The sequence below is a fragment of the Vibrio sp. TRT 1302 genome (genome assembly GCF_050113875.1).
Taxonomy (GTDB): domain Bacteria; phylum Pseudomonadota; class Gammaproteobacteria; order Enterobacterales; family Vibrionaceae; genus Vibrio.
In genome coordinates, this window is sequence record NZ_JBNJOF010000041.1 from 1 (window position 1) to 2432 (window position 2432).

General features: G+C 41.5%; 2 protein-coding genes. Both read left to right on the plus strand.

The genetic code is table 11. The features are described 5' to 3' along the window. Nucleotides 1–257: 257 nt before the first annotated feature. The gene (locus ACQEXP_RS21150) at nt 258–662 is read left to right on the plus strand and encodes a VOC family protein (protein ID WP_426971453.1); all 405 of its coding nucleotides are present in this window, start codon (nt 258–260) and stop codon (nt 660–662) included. Nucleotides 663–792: 130 nt separating this feature from the next. After that, entirely contained in the window at nt 793–2049 is a 1257-nt protein-coding gene (locus tag ACQEXP_RS21155; RefSeq protein ID WP_426971454.1) for an HD-GYP domain-containing protein, read from the plus strand. The last annotated feature ends 383 nt before the right edge of the window (nt 2050–2432 follow it).

A 2432-nucleotide genomic window follows, 5' to 3' on the forward strand; every position in this document is an offset into this window, starting at 1 on the left:
CGTTGCCTTCGCGGTGGCGGCAGGAATGCCTGTCCAATCAGTCCGCCCACCGGTACCATACATAGAAAGGTCGCTTTTATAGCGGCCTTTCGTCGTTTCTGGGGGGTGAACATTGTAACTGTAGTTCCATGAGCCTTATGCCCCTTCTCTCGCCTAAAGCATGATTGGCAAATACAACGTCAGTACTTGTTTACTCAATTTTTCTGTGGCTTAGGGAAAAGTTGTCTATCTTTAAATTATCAAGATGGAGGCAGAAAATGTACCAACTCACTCCCTATCTATTCTTTGCTGGACGTTGCCAAGAAGCGCTTGATTTTTATCAGAACTGCTTCGGAGGCATTATTGTTTCAAAGCAACTGTTTAAAGATGCACCTCAAGAGATAGAAGGAGCTGACCCACATTGGATAATGCACGCAGAGTTTCAAGCATCGGGTATGAAATTGATGCTATCTGATGGCGTATTTGCAAAAGAGCTCTCGGGCAACAATATCGCTTTGTCGGTTGTTCTAACAGACATCGATGAACAAGGGCGGCTCTTTGACAAGTTATCGGAAGGAGGTCACATCATGATGCCTCTGGCAGATACATTTTGGGGCGCTCGGTTTGGCAAAGTAGAAGATCAGTTTGGTGTCCGCTGGATGCTACACTGCAACCTTGTATAGTTTGTTATACATTGAAGCGATGAATTTCACGCAATATATCTCTCATTCCAACGCATAGATAATGATTTCGTTTTCCCATTACTCTAAAATTAGTCATTAATAAGTAAGTAAATAAAGTTGTATATAGATCGTGGCGAGCATCAAAATTACTGTAGATAGACTACAGCCAGGGTTGCATATTCGACTTCCGGTTAAATGGAACGAGCATCCCTTTTTATTCAATAGCTTCAAAGTGAAAGACGAAGAACAAATTCGTATGATTCGTCACTTAGGGATTAAGCACGTCTTCATAAACCCAAACCAAAGCGATACACAACCACTTCCTCCATCAAGTCAATCAACTTCAGTAGAGGAAAATGTTGATAGCGAAGTCGACCTCGAAGCGCAAAAGCTCTGGAAAGAGAAACAAGATCGGATTGAAAAACTTAGTGCCTACCGACGACGTGTCATCAGCTGTGAAAAAGAGTTTGAGCGTTCGTTATCGCGTATGAGAGCGGTCATGAACAAGATCCGCAGTCGACCAGAACAAGCCGTTGATGAGGCGACGCTACTCGTTAATGATATCGTTGATAAGCTACTAAGTGACGACAACGTTACGCTGCACTTGATGAATGGTAAGAGTGAATTTGAAGACATTTACTTTCATTCACTCAATGTTTCTGTGGTTGCGATGATGATCGCCAAAGCAAAAATGCTGAGCGCAGATCAAATAAAGGAAGTCGCTTTTGCTTCTTTATTCCATGATATGGGGAAAGTAAAAGTCCCTACAGCGATATTGCGTAAACCGACGCCTCTTACTGAACCTGAAAAAAACTATCTAAAACTGCATACAAAATATGGGTTAGAGATCGCGGCTAATATGGCGAGTTTTCCTGAAAGTGCTCGGACAGTCATAGCGCAGCATCATGAGCTTAATGACGGTTCCGGTTACCCTGAAGGATTGAAAGAAGATCAGATTGATGAGCTAACCCAAATTGTTGCTGTGGCAAATGCCTATGACAACCTTTGCCATACTAATGTCGTCGCTGACCAAAAAATTCCTTATGTTGCGCTCTCATACCTCTACAAAAACTGCAAGCATCTATATAACAACGAGAACCTGAGCTTATTGATTAAGTTCATGGGGATCTATCCTCCAGGCACAGTCGTACAACTATCGAATGATATGGTCGGTTTGGTTATCTCTGTTAACTCTAAGAACATTCTCTTTCCAAATGTTCTTATCTATGACCCCTCTGTACCAAGAACTCAAGCGCCGATCATTGACTTAGCTGAAAGAGAAATAAAGATAGTTAATGCAATCTTACCTAACAAACTTCCGGATAAAGTAAGGGAGTACCTAAATCCACGCTCGCGGATTTCATACTTTTTTGATTCAGATGACTAGTTATCCACAGCGATTTGTGAACAACTCGTGGCTAACCTGAGGGTATAATGGGTGTAAATATCGGTCTGGGTGATTAATGTCCACTCGGACCTTTTTTATGAAAAAAATGCATTTTTTTGCTTGCCTTAAAAATGGAACTGCCTATAATGCGCATCCACTGACAGGGCAGACGCCGCAAGGCTTCAGCAATAGTCAGAGAGGTGAAAAGCTTCTAAGAAAATAAATTTGAAAAAGTGTTTGACTCTTCAAATTATCTCGCTAGAATTCACCTCCTCTTCGAGAGAAAGTTTTCTCAAAAAGCAATGTTCTTTAACAATATAAACCTATCAATCTGTGTGGGCACTCGTTGATGATAATCCAATTCGATACTTCGGTATCAAATT

Bases quoted from the DNA above. Each gene is read 5' to 3' on its own strand.
- ACQEXP_RS21150 (WP_426971453.1), top strand. From the start codon at position 258: ATGTACCAACTCACTCCCTATCTATTCTTTGCTGGACGTTGCCAAGAA.